The organism is Streptomyces sp. NPDC097617, from assembly GCF_044761485.1.
Classification (GTDB): Bacteria; Actinomycetota; Actinomycetes; order Streptomycetales; family Streptomycetaceae; genus Streptomyces.
The window spans coordinates 339,464-354,988 of record NZ_JBIWCL010000005.1; the positions used below are offsets into that span (position 1 = coordinate 339,464).

Annotated in this window: 12 protein-coding genes and 2 tRNA genes; 11 read left to right on the forward strand and 3 right to left on the reverse strand. The window is 69.8% G+C overall.

Annotation, left to right across the window (positions count from 1 at the left end; translation table 11 throughout):
* Positions 1–59 precede the first annotated feature (59 nt).
* From ACIQZO_RS12525 to ACIQZO_RS12535, 3 genes are all read left to right on the forward strand, one after another.
* Entirely contained in the window at positions 60–1,448 is a 1,389-nt protein-coding gene (locus tag ACIQZO_RS12525; RefSeq protein WP_403624180.1) for a pyridoxal phosphate-dependent decarboxylase family protein, read from the forward strand.
* Positions 1,445–1,900 (forward strand): HD domain-containing protein, encoded by a 456-nt coding sequence (locus ACIQZO_RS12530; protein ID WP_403624183.1) that lies wholly within the window; start codon positions 1,445–1,447, stop codon positions 1,898–1,900. Before ACIQZO_RS12525 ends, ACIQZO_RS12530 begins: the two co-directional genes overlap by 4 nt.
* A gap of 177 nt (positions 1,901–2,077) precedes the next feature.
* On the forward strand, positions 2,078–2,272 hold the full coding sequence (locus ACIQZO_RS12535; RefSeq protein ID WP_403624186.1) for a hypothetical protein: 195 nt from the start codon (positions 2,078–2,080) through the stop codon (positions 2,270–2,272).
* A gap of 263 nt (positions 2,273–2,535) precedes the next feature.
* On the opposite strand, the gene ACIQZO_RS12540 is transcribed toward ACIQZO_RS12535, so the two are convergent.
* Positions 2,536–2,606: transfer RNA gene (locus ACIQZO_RS12540), tRNA-Gly, on the reverse strand.
* A 169-nt stretch (positions 2,607–2,775) separates the two neighbouring features.
* Between ACIQZO_RS12540 and ACIQZO_RS12545 the strand changes: the two genes are divergently transcribed.
* From ACIQZO_RS12545 to clpX, 5 genes are all read left to right on the forward strand, one after another.
* Positions 2,776–2,852: transfer RNA gene (locus ACIQZO_RS12545), tRNA-Pro, on the forward strand.
* Positions 2,853–3,016: 164 nt separating this feature from the next.
* Positions 3,017–4,405 (forward strand): trigger factor, encoded by a 1,389-nt coding sequence (tig, locus tag ACIQZO_RS12550; protein ID WP_403624189.1) that lies wholly within the window; start codon positions 3,017–3,019, stop codon positions 4,403–4,405.
* A 276-nt stretch (positions 4,406–4,681) separates the two neighbouring features.
* Positions 4,682–5,299 (forward strand): ATP-dependent Clp protease proteolytic subunit, encoded by a 618-nt coding sequence (locus tag ACIQZO_RS12555; protein ID WP_403624192.1) that lies wholly within the window; start codon positions 4,682–4,684, stop codon positions 5,297–5,299.
* 56 nt (positions 5,300–5,355) lie between these two features.
* Complete coding sequence (locus ACIQZO_RS12560; protein WP_403624195.1) at positions 5,356–6,024, forward strand: ATP-dependent Clp protease proteolytic subunit; 669 nt, start codon at positions 5,356–5,358, stop codon at positions 6,022–6,024.
* A gap of 153 nt (positions 6,025–6,177) precedes the next feature.
* A complete protein-coding gene (gene clpX, locus ACIQZO_RS12565; protein WP_361751229.1) occupies positions 6,178–7,464 on the forward strand; it encodes an ATP-dependent Clp protease ATP-binding subunit ClpX in 1,287 nt (428 codons plus the stop codon).
* A gap of 92 nt (positions 7,465–7,556) precedes the next feature.
* On the opposite strand, the gene ACIQZO_RS12570 is transcribed toward clpX, so the two are convergent.
* On the reverse strand, positions 7,557–8,495 hold the full coding sequence (locus tag ACIQZO_RS12570) for a hypothetical protein (protein ID WP_403624198.1): 939 nt from the start codon (positions 8,493–8,495) through the stop codon (positions 7,557–7,559).
* A gap of 128 nt (positions 8,496–8,623) precedes the next feature.
* Here ACIQZO_RS12570 and ACIQZO_RS12575 point away from each other — a divergent pair, with 128 nt between their 5' ends.
* Both ACIQZO_RS12575 and ACIQZO_RS12580 read left to right on the forward strand, forming a co-directional pair.
* The gene (locus tag ACIQZO_RS12575) at positions 8,624–11,245 is read left to right on the forward strand and encodes a valine--tRNA ligase (protein WP_403624201.1); all 2,622 of its coding nucleotides are present in this window, start codon (positions 8,624–8,626) and stop codon (positions 11,243–11,245) included.
* Positions 11,246–11,553: 308 nt separating this feature from the next.
* On the forward strand, positions 11,554–12,702 hold the full coding sequence (locus tag ACIQZO_RS12580) for a sensor histidine kinase (RefSeq protein WP_403624204.1): 1,149 nt from the start codon (positions 11,554–11,556) through the stop codon (positions 12,700–12,702).
* Between the two features lie 118 nt (positions 12,703–12,820).
* On the opposite strand, the gene ACIQZO_RS12585 is transcribed toward ACIQZO_RS12580, so the two are convergent.
* On the reverse strand, positions 12,821–13,870 hold the full coding sequence (locus ACIQZO_RS12585) for a rod shape-determining protein (RefSeq protein ID WP_403624207.1): 1,050 nt from the start codon (positions 13,868–13,870) through the stop codon (positions 12,821–12,823).
* Between the two features lie 116 nt (positions 13,871–13,986).
* On the opposite strand from ACIQZO_RS12585, the gene ACIQZO_RS12590 reads away from it, so the two are divergent.
* Positions 13,987–15,525, forward strand: a complete 1,539-nt coding sequence (locus tag ACIQZO_RS12590) for a bifunctional folylpolyglutamate synthase/dihydrofolate synthase (protein ID WP_403624210.1) — start codon at positions 13,987–13,989, stop codon at positions 15,523–15,525.

Consider the following 15,525-nt stretch of genomic DNA (forward strand, 5'->3'; position numbering starts at 1 on the left):
GGGCCAATCCCCGCGGATTGGCCCGCCCCCTCGGGCCCGGCCGGGCCTACCGTGCCCCCATGGACCGCATGCTCGCCGCCGACCTCGCCCGGCTTCCCGAACTCCTCGACGCCGCCCGCGGCGCCGCCGCCGACGCGCTCGCCACGCTGGAGGCGCGTCCCGTCGTACCGCCCGCCGGGAAGCCGCACGCCCCCGAAGCCCTCCCGGAGGACGCCACGGGCACGGAGGCCGCCCTCGCCGCCTTCCGCGAGCGCTGGGAGCCGCGGCTGTCTGCCTCCGCGGGACCGCGCTACCTCGGCTTCGTCACGGGCGGCGCCACCCCCGCCGCCCTCGCCGGGGACTGGCTGACCGCCGCCCACGACCAGAACTCCAACTCCGCGCTCGACGGCGGCGGTCAGGACCTCGAACGCGAGACCGTCGGCTGGCTCCGCGAGCTCTTCGGCCTGAGCGCCGCCCACTCGGGCACCTTCGTCTCCGGCGCCACCATGTCCAACACCACCGGCCTCGCCATCGCCCGCGAGTGGCTCGGCGAACGCCTCGGCGTCTCCCCGGCCGAGGACGGCGCGGCCGCCCTCGGCCGGGTCCGCGTACTCTCCGGCGCCCCGCACTCCTCGATCGCCAAGGCCCTCTCGGTCCTGGGCCTCGGCCGCAGCTCCCTGGTCCGGGTCCCCACCCTGCCCGGCCGCGAGGCCGTCGACCCCGCCGCCCTGGAGCGGGCGCTGGCCGACGCCCCCGGACCGGCCGTGGTCGTCGCCAACGCGGGCACCGTCAACACCGTGGACTTCGACGACCTCCGCACCGTCGCGGACCTGCGCGAACGCCACGACTTCTGGCTCCACACCGACGCCGCGTTCGGCGCCTTCGCCGCCCTCTCCCCGCAGCACGCGCACCTCGCCGACGGCCTCGACGCCTCCGACTCCCTCTGCGTCGACCTGCACAAGTGGCTCAACGTCCCCTACGACAGCGCCGTCCAGTTCACCCGCCGCCGCGACCTGCAGGCCCGCGTCTTCCAGAACTCCGCCGCCTACCTCGGCCCGCTCGGCGAGCACCCCGACCTCGTCCACCTCACCCCGGAGAACTCCCACCGACTGCGCGCCCTCGCCGCCTGGTTCACGCTCCGCGCGTACGGCCGCCAGGGCCACCGGGAGATCGTCGAGCGCGACATCGCCTGCGCCCGCGCCCTGGGCGCCGCACTGGAGGAGGACCCCGCCTTCACCCTCCTCGCCCCGGTCCGCCTCAACGTCGTCTGCTTCACCCTCGCCGAGGCCCCCACCCCTGAGCGCCTCACCGCGCTGCGGGAGGCCGTGGCCGCCGAGGTGTTCGTCACTCCCACCGTCTACGGGGGAACCGCGGCCCTGCGCGCCGCGTTCTCCAACTGGCGTACTACGCACGACGACGTGCGCCGGGCAGCGGAGGCACTCGGCGCGGCGGCAAGGGAGATCGCATGACGAACAGCCCCCTGACCCTCATCGAGGTCGAGTCCCTCGCCCGCGGTGCGCACGAGGGCCAGACGGACAAGGCCGGCCGGCCGTACGCCGAACACCTCGCGGCCGTGGCCGAGGGCGTCCGGCTGCGCGGCGGCAGCCCCGAACAGCAGGCGGCGGCCTGGCTCCACGACGCCATCGAGGACGAGGCCCTCAGCCTCACCTGGCTGGACGCGGCGGCCCTCCCGCAGACGGTGAAGGACATGGTCCTCGCGGTCACCAAACGCCCGGGCGAACCGGTCGAGCAGTACGCGGCACGCATCCTGGACACCCCGGGCGCCCTGCTCGTCAAGGAGGCCGACCTCGCCCACAACGCGGACCCCGTACGCCTCTCCGTACTGGACGCCCCCACGCGCGACCGGCTGTCCGCAAAGTATGCGAATATCCGTTCCCTCCTCGGCCTCGCCAGCCCGTGACAGGCACCCCGTGCCCGAAATATTCCTGTCGCACATGATGCTTGGCGGAAACAGAACCGCGGCTATTCGTCACGGGGCGTATAGCCGGGGCCCGTTGGTGGGAGGATGCTCCATGTGGGGGTATGCCTTGCCGTGCCCCCAGGGCCGACCAGGGGACGACCGAAGGTGTGATCAGTAGTGGCCATTTCGCTGTCAGTGGTGGTTCTGTTGGCGGTCATTCTGGTGGTGCTGATCCGCGGCAACCACATCAAGACGGGCCCTGCCATCGTCGCGGCGCTCTTCGGCTTCTTCCTCGCGTCCAGCTCGATCGCGGACGACGTGAACCGCTTCCTGAACTCCGTCGCGACGATGATCGCGAACATCAAGCTCTGACCCGAGCTCATCTCGGCGCGCGGCGACGTGCCACGCCTGGCAGGCGTGCGGTCCACCTTCCGACAGGACGATGAGCGTGCGTACGTCAGGCGTGCTGCGGCACCTCGTCCTTCAGCATGGCCCGCAGCATGGCGCGGAACTCCTGCGTGTCGACCTCGCCGTGCACAGACACGGCGTGCTCGGCGGCCACGTGGTCTCCGCTCTGGGAACGACGAAGGGCCAGGTTGAGGAGTCATCCTCTGACCTGGCCCTTTGTGCTTCAGAGCGGGTGACGGGAATCGAACCCGCGTAGCTAGTTTGGAAGACTAGTGCTCTACCATTGAGCTACACCCGCAACGCGCGCGCCGCAGGTCCGGGGACCTCGGCACGGACAGCATCCTAGCGGGTCGCTCCCGGTGGGTGCACACCACATTCGGCGCCGTGGCGGAGTCCTGCCCGAAATACTCTCGTGAAACCCCGTGCATCAGAGTGTTCCCGGGCATGTACCCTACGTGTCGCACCGACGGGGTGTGGCGCAGCTTGGTAGCGCGTCCGCTTTGGGAGCGGAAGGTCGTCGGTTCGAATCCGGCCACCCCGACCAGCAGCAGTGTCTCCACAAGATCGCGTTGTGGGCTGATTGCCGCTTGCGGTTACTATGCAAGCTGCGTGCCCGTGTGTCTGATGTACCGGGCCGAAGTCCGCCGAAGCGCTGAATCACAGCGTGACGGCAGAATCCCCAGCAGTCAGCCACAAGGAGACCGAACCGTGAAGAGCGCCGTGGAGACCCTGAACCCGACTCGGGTTCGGCTCACTGTTGAGGTGCCCTTCGAGGAGCTCAAGGACAGCCTCGACGCGGCGTACAAGAAGATCAACCAGCAGGTCACGGTGAAGGGCTTCCGTAAGGGCAAGATCCCGGCCCGCGTCATCGACCAGCGCTTCGGCCGCGGTGCGGTGCTGGAGGAGGCCGTCAACGACGCCCTCCCGAAGTTCTACACCGAGGCGGTCAACGAGGCCGACCTGAACCCGCTGGGCCAGCCCGAGGTGGACATCACCGAGCTGAAGGACGGCGAGGTCCTCGCCTTCACCGCCGAGGTCGACGTCCGACCCGAGATCGAGATCCCGGACTACTCCGGCATCGAGGTCGAGGTCGACGCCATCGAGGTCTCCGACGAGGACGTCGAGAAGTCGGTCGAGCAGCTGCGCGGCCGCTTCGCCTCCACCAAGGACGTCGAGCGCGCCGCCGCCGAGGGGGACGTCGTCACCATCGACCTCGAGGCCAAGGTCGACGGCGAGGTGCTGCCCGACGGCGTCGCCTCCGACGTCTCGTACACCATCGGCTCGGGCGAGCTCCTCGAGGGCATCGACGAGGCCGTCACGGGCCTGGAGGCCGGTGGCGAGGCCACCTTCACCTCCCAGCTGAAGGGCGGCTCCGCCGAGGGCAAGGACGCCGAGGTCACCGTCAAGGTCACCAAGGTCTCCGCCAAGGAGCTCCCGGAGCTGGACGACGAGTTCGCGCAGATGGCGAGCGAGTTCGACTCCCTCGAGGACCTCAAGGCCGACAGCCGCAAGCGCCTCGAGGACATGAAGCAGTACGACCAGGCCACGCAGGCCCAGGAGCGCGTCCTGGAGAAGCTGCTCGAGCTCGTCGAGGTCCCGATCCCCGAGAAGCTCCTCGCGGACGAGGTCCAGACCCGCAAGCACAACCTGGAGCACCACCAGCTCGGCCAGATGGGTATGACCATCGAGAAGTACCTGGAGTTCCAGGGCAAGACGGTCGAGGAGTTCGACGCCGAGACCTCCGAGCAGGCGATCAAGGGCATCAAGACCCAGTTCGTCCTCGACGCGCTGGTCAACAAGGAGAAGCTGGGCGTCAACCAGGAGGAGCTCACCGAGCACCTCATGCGCCGTGCCGCTTCCTCCGGCATGTCCCCCGACCAGTTCGCCCAGGCCGTGGTCGAGGGTGGCCAGGTTCCGATGCTCGTCGGCGAGGTCGCCCGCGGCAAGGCCCTCGCGGTCGTCGTCGAGGCCGCCAAGGTCGTCGACACCAACGGTGAGGTCGTGGACCTGTCCGACGAGGACGAGGAGCAGGCCGCCGAGACCGTCGAGGCCGCCGTTGACGGCGACGACGAGGTCAAGGCCGAAGAGGCCAAGTAACACCCCGGGCCAAGCCCACTGAGCAGTGCCCCGAAGGGCCCGGACGCAGTCGCGTCCGGGCCCTTCGCCGCGGCCCCCGTAAGGCCCGCGGACCTTGCGCTCCGAGCGAACAGTTCGGGAAGCGGGATGGCGTTGTCCTACCTGCGCGTTAGGGTCCATGAATACGAGGGCACGTGAGTACCCGAACGCCGGCGGACTCGTCCGCTCCGGCCGGACCGGGCCCCAGAACGAGACGCTGAGACGGCACATGGCCGTCGGAGACGAGCAGGTGGATACGTGACGAATCTGAAGCCTTACGCCGCGGGTGAGCCGTCCATCGGTGGCGGCCTCGGCGACCATGTCTACAACCGGCTGCTCGGCGAGCGCATCATCTTCCTCGGCCAGCAGGTCGACGACGACATCGCCAACAAGATCACCGCGCAGCTCCTGCTCCTGGCCGCCGAGCCGGAGAAGGACATCTACCTCTACATCAACAGCCCCGGTGGCTCCGTGACGGCCGGTATGGCCGTCTACGACACCATGCAGTTCATCAAGAACGACGTCGTCACCATCGGCATGGGAATGGCGGCCTCGATGGGCCAGTTCCTGCTGACCGGTGGCGCCAAGGGCAAGCGCTTCGCCCTGCCGAACACCGACATCCTGATGCACCAGGGCTCCGCCGGCATCGGTGGTACCGCGTCGGACATCAAGATCCAGGCCCAGTACCTGCTGCGCACCAAGCAGCGGATGGCCGAGATCACGGCGTTCCACTCGGGCCAGACCGTCGAGGCGATCATCCGCGACGGTGACCGCGACCGCTGGTTCACCGCCGAGGAGGCCAAGAACTACGGCCTCATCGACGAGATCATCTCGGCCGCGTCCCACGCGCCGGGCGGCGGCGGCACCGGGGCCTGATCCCGGTACCCACCGTCAGTACCCCGCAGCCGACCAGCCCGCAGAACGCCACCAGGATGGTGAACACCCAGATGCAGACCAACTTCTCCGCGAGCAGCCTCTACAGCGGCCCGCAGGTGGACAACCGCTACGTCATCCCGCGCTTCGTCGAGCGCACCTCGCAGGGCGTGCGCGAGTACGACCCGTACGCGAAGCTCTTCGAGGAGCGCGTGATCTTCCTCGGCGTGCAGATCGACGACGCGTCCGCCAACGACGTCATGGCGCAGCTGCTGTGCCTGGAGTCGATGGACCCGGACCGCGACATCTCCATCTACATCAACAGCCCCGGTGGCTCCTTCACCGCGCTGACGGCGATCTACGACACGATGCAGTTCGTGAAGCCGGACATCCAGACGGTCTGCATGGGCCAGGCGGCCTCCGCCGCCGCGGTCCTGCTCGCCGCCGGTACCCCCGGCAAGCGCATGGCCCTGCCGAACGCCCGCGTGCTGATCCACCAGCCCTCCGGTGGCACCGGCCGCGAGCAGCTCTCCGACCTGGAGATCGCGGCCAACGAGATCCTGCGCATGCGTGACCAGCTGGAAACCATGCTGGCCAAGCACTCGACGACGCCGATCGAGAAGATCCGCGACGACATCGAGCGCGACAAGATCCTCACGGCCGAGGACGCTCTCGCGTACGGGCTGATCGACCAGATCATCTCCACCCGCAAGAGCAGCAAGGCCTGATCCTTGCCACCAGTTGGCGTGAGCACATCGTCGGATTGAGCGATGTGAACCACGTCAAGGGGGCCCCGCACGGGGCCCCCGGCAAGGTACCGTCGGATATGAGGCACCAGGAGCGCTGAACCAGGCGTCTCCCAGGCGAAGGGGAAGCACCTCGTGGCACGCATCGGTGACGGCGGCGATCTGCTCAAGTGCTCGTTCTGCGGAAAGAGCCAGAAGCAGGTGAAGAAGCTCATCGCAGGACCCGGTGTGTACATCTGCGACGAGTGCATCGACCTCTGCAACGAGATCATTGAAGAAGAGCTCGCGGAGACCTCCGAGGTCCGGTGGGAGGAACTCCCCAAGCCCCGTGAGATCTACGAATTCCTGGAGAGCTACGTCGTCGGCCAGGAGCCGGCGAAGAAGGCGCTCTCCGTAGCGGTCTACAACCACTACAAGCGGGTTCAGGCCGGCGAGAACGGCGGAGCGCAGGGCCGCGAGGACGCGATCGAGCTCGCGAAGTCCAACATCCTGCTGCTGGGCCCCACGGGCTCCGGCAAGACGCTGCTCGCGCAGACCCTCGCCCGCATGCTGAACGTCCCGTTCGCCATCGCCGACGCGACGGCGCTGACGGAGGCCGGGTACGTCGGTGAGGACGTCGAGAACATCCTCCTGAAGCTGATCCAGGCCGCCGACTACGACGTCAAGAAGGCCGAGACCGGGATCATCTACATCGACGAGATCGACAAGGTGGCCCGCAAGAGCGAGAACCCGTCGATCACGCGCGACGTGAGCGGCGAGGGCGTGCAGCAGGCCCTGCTGAAGATCCTGGAGGGCACGACCGCCTCCGTACCGCCGCAGGGCGGCCGCAAGCACCCGCACCAGGAGTTCATCCAGATCGACACGACGAACGTGCTCTTCATCGTGGGCGGCGCCTTCGCCGGCCTCGAGAAGATCATCGAGTCGCGTGCGGGCGCCAAGGGCATCGGCTTCGGGGCGACGATCCGCTCGAAGCGCGAGATCGAGGCCAGCGACCAGTTCCAGGAGGTCATGCCGGAGGACCTGGTGAAGTTCGGGATGATCCCCGAGTTCATCGGCCGCCTCCCCGTGCTGACCTCGGTGCACAACCTGGACCGCGAGGCCCTGCTCCAGATCCTCATCGAGCCGCGCAACGCGCTGGTGAAGCAGTACCAGCGGCTGTTCGAACTCGACGGTGTGGAGCTGGACTTCGAGCGCGAGGCGCTGGAGGCCATCGCGGACCAGGCCATCCTCCGCCAGACGGGCGCGCGCGGCCTGCGCGCCATCATGGAAGAGGTCCTGATGTCGGTGATGTACGAGGTCCCGTCCCGCAAGGACGTGGCCCGCGTGGTCATCACCTCGGACGTGGTCCGCTCCAACGTCAACCCGACGCTGGTCCCGCGCATCGTCCCGAAGGACCAGGGCCCGCACGAGAAGTCGGCGTAGCCCGACCGGCCGTCGAGCAGTAGGCCGAGCCGTACGCAAGAAGGGGCGCCCCCGACCGGGGGCGCCCCTTCTTGCGTATACCGCGCGCGGGGTTACTTCTTGACGCGGGCGGTGTTGTAGAGCTTCGCGGTGAGTTCGGCGGCCTGCTCCTGGGTGTATCCGGGCTTGCCGGCCAGGATGGAGGCCACGTCCGAGGCGCTCACCATGCTCAGGGTGCTGTAGTCACCCCAGATGCAGAAGGGGAGCGTGGCCTCCTTGGGCCCCTTGGTGCTCGTGTCCTTCGAGGTGAACTTGATGTCCTGGCACTTCATCACGGCGCCCTTGAAGTTGGCCGGGGACATCGTCTTGGGGCTGCCGACGAGCTGCACCTCGGACTTGCCGTCCTTGGACGCCTCCAACTTGGCCATGGCGAAGTAGCCGTCCACGGCCTTCTCCGGGTCGGCGATCTCGCCGTAGACGCCGGAGAAGTTGAGACCCTTGGCGGCCAGCGGGTTGCTCGGGTCCCCGCCCACGTAGTTCATGCCGACCTGCTCCGGGTTCTTGACACCCGCCGCCTCGGCTTCCTTCTTGTCCTCGGCGGAGAAGCTCTTCGCCTTGTACTTCGGGTCCTTCTTGAAGTCGTCCACCGACTCCGGGGCCACCAGCTTGTAGCCCTTGGTGTCCGCGGAGATGGCGCCGCCCGCGCCGCCGCCCAGGAGGTACCAGCCGCCGCCCGCGATCACCGCGACCGCGACGACCGCGGCGATGATCACGCCGGTCTTGGACTTCTTCGGGGGCTGGCCGCCGTACGGGGGCTGCTGCTGGGAGTAGCCGTAGGCCGGCGTCGGCGGCTGCTGCTGCGGGTATCCCTGCGGGGGGACGCCCGGCTGCTGCGGGTAGCCGTAGCCGGGCTGCGGGGCCTGGGGCTGGCCGTACGGGCCGGGCTGCTGGGCGGGCTGGCCGTACGGGCCGGGCGGCGGCGGGGGCTGCTGTCCGTAAGGTCCCGGCTGCTGAGGCTGCTGCCCGTAGGGCCCTGGCTGGTTGTAGCTCATCCCGCGTTCCCCCAATGAGGTTGCTTATCCGTTTCTCACATCCTGACGGAAGCCCGGGGCCGTCAGGGCGCCGGGTCCCCGGAATACCGGTTTCATGACTGGACTGTTACCGCTCTAAACTGTGCCCCGTGACCGAGAACGCGCAGACACCCAGCAGCCCCAACTCCGAATTGCCGACCACGTACGCGCCGGCCGAGGTAGAAGGGAAGCTCTACGAGCGCTGGGTTGAGCGCGGTTACTTCGAGGCGGACGCGAAGAGCGAGAAGCCCCCGTACACGATCGTCATTCCGCCGCCGAACGTCACGGGCTCCCTGCACCTGGGGCACGCCTTCCAGCACACGCTCATGGACGCGCTGACCCGCCGCAAGCGGATGCAGGGCTACGAGTCGCTGTGGCTGCCCGGCATGGACCACGCCGGCATCGCCACCCAGAACAAGGTCGAGCAGCAGCTCGCCGAGGAGGGCAAGTCCCGCCACGACCTGGGCCGCGAGGAGTTCGTCGAGCGCGTCTGGCAGTGGAAGGAAGAGTACGGCGGCAAGATCCTCGGCCAGATGCGCCGCCTCGGCGACGGCGTCGACTGGTCCCGTGAGCGCTTCACCATGGACGAGGGCCTGTCCAAGGCCGTCCAGACGATCTTCAAGAAGCTCTTCGACGACGGTCTGATCTACCGTGCCGAGCGCATCATCAACTGGTGCCCCCGCTGTTTGACGGCCATCTCCGACATCGAGGTGGAGTACCAGGAGGACGCGGGCGAGCTCGTCTCCATCACCTACGGGGAGGGCGAGGACACCCTCGTCGTCGCCACCACGCGTGCCGAGACGATGCTCGGTGACACGGCGGTCGCCGTCCACCCGGACGACGAGCGCTACAAGCACCTCGTGGGCAAGCGGATCAAGCTGCCGCTGACCGATCGCACCATTCCGGTCGTCGCGGACACGCACGTCGACCCGGAGTTCGGCACCGGCGCCGTCAAGGTGACCCCGGCGCACGACCCGAACGACTTCGCCATCGGGCTGCGGCACGACCTGCCCAATATGACGATCATGGACGAGCGCGGTGTCATCACCGTCCACGGTCCCTTCCTCGGCCTGGACCGCTTCGAGGCGCGTTCGGCCGTCGTCGGCGCGCTGCGCGAGCAGGGCCGGATCGTCGCGGAGAAGCGCCCGTACCTGCACTCCGTCGGGCACTGCTCGCGCTGCAGCACCACCGTCGAGCCCCGCCTGTCCCTGCAGTGGTGGGTCAAGGTCGAGACCCTCGCCAAGGCCGCCGGTGACGCGGTCCGCGACGGCCGCGTCACGATCCACCCGCAGGAGATGGAGAAGCGGTACTTCGACTGGGTCGACAACCTCAACGACTGGTGCATCTCGCGCCAGCTGTGGTGGGGCCACCGCATTCCGGTCTGGTACGGCCCGAACGGCGAGGTCATCTGCCTCGGACCGGACGACGAGGCGCCCACCGGCGAGGGCTGGACGCAGGACACCGACGTCCTCGACACCTGGTTCTCCTCCGGCCTGTGGCCGTTCTCCACGCTCGGCTGGCCGGAGCAGACCCCGGACCTGGCGAAGTTCTACTCCACCGACGTCCTGGTCACCGGCCACGACATCATCTTCTTCTGGGTCGCCCGGATGATGATGTTCGGCCTGTACGCCATGGACGGCGAGGTCCCCTTCAAGACGATCGCGCTGACCGGCCTGGTCCGCGACGAGCGCGGCAAGAAGATGTCGAAGTCCTTCGGCAACGTCGTCGACCCGCTGGACTGGATGGACAAGTACGGCTCCGACGCCGTCCGCTTCACCCTGGCCAAGGGCGCCAACCCCGGCACCGACGTCCCGATCGGCGAGGACTGGGTCCAGGCGTCCAGCAAGTTCGCCAACAAGATCTGGAACGCCACGCGCTTCGCGCTGATGAACGGCGCCACCATCGAGGGCGAGCTGCCGCCGGTCGAGCGGCTGTCCGCGACCGACCGCTGGATCCTGTCCCGCCTGAACAAGACGGTCGCGCAGGTCGACGCGTACTACGAGGACTTCCAGTTCTCGAAGCTCAGCGAGGCGCTCTACCACTTCGCGTGGGACGAGGTCTTCGACTGGTACGTCGAGCTGTCGAAGACGACCTTCTTCGCGGGCGGCGAGCAGGCCCAGGTCTCCGGCCGGGTCCTCGGCGAGGTCGTCGACGTCATGCTGCGACTGCTGCACCCGGTCGTCCCCTTCGTCACCGAGACGCTGTGGACCACGCTGACCGGCGGCGAGTCCCTCGTCATCGCCGAATGGCCGAAGGACAGCGGCTTCCGCGACGAGGCCGCCGAGGCCGAGATCGCCTCCGTCCAGTCGGTGATCACCGAGGTCCGCCGGTTCCGCAAGGAGCAGGGGCTGCAGGACGGCCAGAAGGTTCCGGCCCGTCTGGACCTGGGCGCGACCGCCCTGGGCGCGCACGAGGCGGCCATCCGGCAGTTGCTGCGCCTCCAGCCGGAGGGTGACTCCTTCAGCGCCACCGCGACCCTCCCGGTCGCCGGCGGCACCGTCGCGCTCGACCTGTCGGGCACCATCGACGTGGCCGCCGAGCGCAAGCGCCTGACCAAGGACCTGGGCGCCGCGGAGAAGGAGAAGCAGCAGGCCGAGGCGAAGCTCGGGAACGAGGCGTTCATCGCCAAGGCCCCCGACAACGTCGTGGACAAGATCAAGGGCCGCCTCGCCAAGGCGGAGGCGGACATCGCCCGGCTGCAGGCGCAGCTGGACGGGCTGCCGGCCGCCTAGCGGCCCGTACGCATGCACAGGTGAAGGCCCCCACGCCGTCGGTCGACGTGGGGGCCTTCGCTGTATCCCTTCCCCGCCCCGGGGTCGGCGTCACAGCAGGTGGCCGCCGAACTCCGCGACCGCCGGTCAGCAGGAACAGGCCCCGGTGGGTGGTGATGCACCGAAGCCACGGTCGGCGGGCGGGCCCGCGGCAGGGCGCGAGGTCGCCGGGCGCCGGGACCTACGGCCTGTCCGAAGTGCCCGAAATCACGCCGTTTTTGGTTCCGGGGCGATTCGAACCGGGACGCCGACCACGGATGATGGAGGGCATGCGCGTCAAGCCCGTCGTCCCGGCCTTCGACCGGCTGGTGGCCTCCGGCCGTCGGCTCAGCGAGACCTGGGCCGGGTCCCCCCGGGCCGTGGACGTGCTCACCGCGCTCGGCTGCCTCGGCCTGATGGCCCTCGACCTGCCGGGCCTCGCCGCCGCCGACAACTCGCTGTCCGGCCCCACCGCGGCCGTCGTCCTCGCGCTGGGCTGCGCGACCCTGCTGGTGCGCCGCCGTCAGCCCTGGATCTCGTACCTGGCCGCGCTGCTGTTGATCGGGTGGCTGCACGAGCTGACCCTGATCCAGTTCGCGCTCTACTCGGTCGGCCGTTACCGGGGGCGCCGGGCCGGGATCCTCGCCACGCTCGGGTACGTCGCCTTCGCGCTGCTCATGTTCGTCCTGCCGGGCTGGCCCGAACCGCAGGGGCAGACCCTGAGCGGCTTCCTCAGCCTGGTCGTGCCGATCGGGGTGCTCGCCTCGGCGGTGGGCATCGCCGCCTACCGGCACGACCTGGTGGGGGAGCTGGCCGCGCGGCGGGCCGAGTCCGCCGTGTTCCAGGCCGTCCAGCAGGAGCGCACCTCCGTGGCCCGCGATGTCCACGACTTCGTCGGGCGGGAGCTGACCCTGCTCACGGTCCGCTCCGAGGTCCTCTCGATGCGGGCGCGCGAGACGGCGTACGGGCCGGACTTCGAGGAGCTGGCCGACACCGCGCGCCGGGCCCATCTGGTACTCAACGAGATCATCGTGCAGCGCGGGGAGCGGGCCTCGACCCCGGGCGTGGACGGCCTGGCGGCGCTGGCGCAGGAGAGCGGGCGGGCCGGATCGCCGGTCCGCCTCGTCATGGACCAAGACGTGCACGGGCTGTCGCCGCTGCGGCAGGCGGCGGTCTACCGGGTGGTGCAGGAGTGCCTGACCAACGCGGCCAAGCACGCGCACGGCGAGACCATCGACGTGTCGATCACGGCGGACGGCCCGCGGTTGCGGATCGCTGTGAGCAACGCCCTGCCGGCCCGGACCCCGGGCCGGGCCCCCGTCTCGGCGGGCTCGGGCACGGCGAGCATGTCCGAGCGCGTGCGCAGCCTGGGCGGAACCCTGACGGCGACGCGCACCCGGAACACGTACGAGGTCGTGGCCACCCTCCCGCGCGGCTAGCAAGCATCCGAAGGCCCGGTCCCGGTCCCCGTCCCGGTCCCCGTCCCGGTCCCCGTCCCGGTCCCCGTCCCGGTCCCCGTCCCCGTCCCGGTCCCGGTCCCGGTCCCGGGACCGGGACCTATGCCCTCGCCGGGGCCAGCAGGCCGCCCAGGGTGTCCAGCTCCTCCACGCATCGGCCGGAGCCCAGTGCCACGCAGTCGAGCGGGTTGTCCGCGACGAAGACCGGGATGCCCGTCGCCGAGGCCATCCGCAGGTCCAGGCCGGGCAGCAGGGCGCCCCCGCCGGTCAGCACGATGCCGTGCTCCATCACGTCGCCCGACAGCTCCGGCGGGCACTCCTCCAGGGTGGTGCGCACGGCCGCGATGATCGCCTCGATCGGTTCGTCGAGCGCGGCCCGCACGTCCGGGACGGTCAGCCGGAGGGTCTTGGGCATGCCGCCGACCTTCTCGCGGCCGCGCACGGTGAAGGTGCGGGTCTCCAGCTCCGGCCGGTCCGGTACCGGCCAGGCCGAGCCGATGCCCAGCTTGACGTCCTCGGCGGTGCGCTCGCCGATGAGCAGCCCGTGCTCCTTGCGCACGTGGTCGATGACCGCCGCGTCGAGCCGGTCCCCGCCGACCCGCAGCGACTGCGACGTCACGATGCCGCCCAGGGAGATGACGGCGACCTCGGAGGTGCCGCCGCCGATGTCCACGACCATGGAGCCGCGGGGTTCGGCCACGGGCAGTCCGGCGCCGATCGCCGCCGCCATCGGCTCCTCGATCAGGTGGACCGTCCGGGCGCCGGCCCGGGTGGACGCCTGGACGATGGCCCGCCGCTCGACCGGGGTGACGCCGGAGGGCACGCAGATCACCATCCGGGTGCGGGTCCGCCGGCCCGGGACCGCCTTGCGGACGAAGTGCCGGATCATCTCCTCGGCAGCCTCGTAGTCGCAGATCACGCCGCCCTTGAGGGGGCGGATCGCGGTGATGGAGCCCGGGGTGCGGCCGATGGTCTCCTTGGCGTCCGTACCGACGGCCAGGGCGGTGGTGGTGCCCGCCTTCACGGCGACCACGGACGGCTCATTGAGGACGATTCCGTGCCCCCGCGCGTAGACGAGGGTGTTGGCGGTGCCCAGGTCGATCCCTATGTCGCGGCTGGATGCTGTCTTTTTGCTGCTGGCCTGCGGCATTTATTCCCCTATCTCCTGCCGCAAGGCTTGCATAACGATCCGGTCGCTCCGGCGGCCGGAGGTCCCGAAACGGCCGGGCCGAAAGTCCTTCGGGTGCCCGTCCGTAGACTGGCCCTGTGAGTGACCAGCAGCCCGAGAGCCACGACCGCGACGACAACGACGACCTCGCCGGTACCTTCGACGAGTTCGACCAGATCGTGGCGGAAGAGTCCGACCGCGACCCCGACCTGGCGGTGATCGAGGCCGGTAGCCGCACCCTGCGCGCGCAGGCCGGACCGCCCTTGGGTGACCCGGTACCCGCCCGGCCCGTAGACCCGGAGGCCGCCAAGGCGCTGCTGGAGGTGGAGCAGGAGCTCGCCACCCGCTGGGGCGAGACCAAGCTGGAGCCCTCGGTGTCGCGGATCGCGGCGCTGATGGACGTGCTGGGCGAGCCGCAGCGCGCGTACCCCTCCATCCACATCACCGGCACCAACGGCAAGACGAGCACGGCCCGCATGATCGAGGCCCTGCTCAACGCCTTCGAGCTGCGCACCGGCCGCTACACCAGCCCGCACGTGCAGTCGATCACCGAGCGGATCAGCCTCGACGGGGCGCCGATCACCGCCGAGCGGTTCGTCGAGGCCTACCACGACATCAAGCCGTACGTGGAGATGGTCGACGCCTCCGAGGAGTACCGGCTGTCGTTCTTCGAGGTGCTCACCGGGATGGCCTACGCGGCCTTCGCGGACGCCCCGGTGGACGTGGCCGTGGTCGAGGTCGGCATGGGCGGCAGCTGGGACGCGACCAATGTCATCGACGGGTCCGTCGCGGTGGTCACCCCGATCAGCCTGGACCACACCGACCGGCTCGGCTCCACACCCGGTGAGATCGCCGTGGAGAAGGGCGGCGTCATCAAGCAGGACGCGACCGTGATCCTGGCCCAGCAGCCGGTGGACGCGGCGCAGGTGCTGCTGAAGAAGGCCGTCGAGGTCGACGCGACCGTGGCCCGCGAGGGCATGGAGTTCGGCGTCGTCGCGCGCGAGGTCGCGGTCGGCGGCCAGCAGCTGACGCTGCGCGGTGTGGGCGGGGAGTACGACGACATCTTCCTGCCGCTGTACGGCGCGCACATGGCCCACAACGCGGCGGTCGCCCTGGCCGCGGTGGAGGCCTTCTTCGGCGTCGGCCAGGAGCACGCCCGGGTCCTGGACCTGGACACCGTACGGAAGGCCTTCGCCTCGGTGGCCTCGCCCGGCCGCATGGAGGTCGTGCGGCGCAGCCCGACGGTGGTCCTGGACGCGGCGCACAACCCGGCGGGCGCGGCGGCCACCGCGGAGGCGGTCACCGAGTCCTTCGGCTTCAGCCGGCTGATCGGTGTCGTGGCCGCGAGCGAGGGCAAGGACGTCCGCGGGGTGCTGGAGGCCTTCGAGCCGATCTTCGCGGAGGTGGTGCTGACGGAGAACTCCAGCCACCGGGCAATGGGCGCCGACGAGCTGGCGGCCGTCGCGGTCGAGGTCTTCGGCGCGGACCGGGTGCAGGTGGAGCCGCGGCTGGACGACGCCCTGGAGGCGGCGATCACCCTGGCGGAGGAAGAGGCCGAGTACGGAGGGGCCGGGGTCCTGGTGACCGGTTCCGTGATCACGGTGGGCGAGGCCCGCCTGCTGCTGAAGAGGGGCTGA

Bases quoted from the DNA above. Each gene is read 5' to 3' on its own strand.
- ACIQZO_RS12580 (WP_403624204.1), top strand. From the start codon at position 11,554: ATGCGCGTCAAGCCCGTCGTCCCGGCCTTCGACCGGCTGGTGGCCTCC.
- ACIQZO_RS12530 (WP_403624183.1), top strand. From the start codon at position 1,445: ATGACGAACAGCCCCCTGACCCTCATCGAGGTCGAGTCCCTCGCCCGC.
- ACIQZO_RS12585 (WP_403624207.1), bottom strand. From the start codon at position 13,870: ATGCCGCAGGCCAGCAGCAAAAAGACAGCATCCAGCCGCGACATAGGG.
- ACIQZO_RS12570 (WP_403624198.1), bottom strand. From the start codon at position 8,495: ATGAGCTACAACCAGCCAGGGCCCTACGGGCAGCAGCCTCAGCAGCCG.
- ACIQZO_RS12560 (WP_403624195.1), top strand. From the start codon at position 5,356: ATGGTGAACACCCAGATGCAGACCAACTTCTCCGCGAGCAGCCTCTAC.
- ACIQZO_RS12525 (WP_403624180.1), top strand. From the start codon at position 60: ATGGACCGCATGCTCGCCGCCGACCTCGCCCGGCTTCCCGAACTCCTC.